Annotated in this window: 1 protein-coding gene; it reads left to right on the forward strand. The window is 58.0% G+C overall.

Annotation, left to right across the window (positions count from 1 at the left end; all coding sequences use genetic code 11):
• Nucleotides 1-576 (forward strand): bifunctional tetrahydrofolate synthase/dihydrofolate synthase (gene folC / locus AC0DBE_RS21555; RefSeq protein WP_472963724.1); only part of this gene is annotated, 576 nt, incomplete at both ends.

Here is a 576-nt window from a genome sequence, read left to right on the forward strand (position 1 = left end):
TCGCCCCTGGCCGCGTGGCTTTCTTATCTGGAAAACCTGCACAGTAAAACCATCGATATGGGGCTTGAGCGCGTAAGCCAGGTTGCCGCGCGTCTCGACGTACTGAAACCAGCGCCGTTTGTGTTCACCGTTGCCGGAACGAACGGTAAAGGCACGACGTGCCGCACGCTGGAATCTGTCCTGATGGCAGCAGGCTATAAGGTTGGCGTTTACAGCTCTCCACACCTAGTGCGGTATACCGAGCGGGTGCGTGTGCAAAACCGCGAGCTGCCGGAATCAGCGCATACTGCCTCTTTCGCGGAAATTGAAGCCGCGCGCGGTGAAATTTCATTAACCTATTTTGAATACGGTACCCTGTCGGCACTGTGGTTGTTTAAGCAGGCGCAGCTGGACGTGGTGATTCTGGAAGTCGGCCTCGGCGGGCGTCTTGATGCCACCAACATGGTGGATGCGGATGTGGCCGTCGTGACCAGCATTGCGCTGGATCATACCGACTGGCTGGGGCCGGATCGCGAAAGCATTGGTCGCGAGAAAGCCGGGATTTTCCGGGCGAATAAACCTGGCGTGGTCGGCGAG

This window comes from Bacillus sp. VA15, from assembly GCF_055721145.1.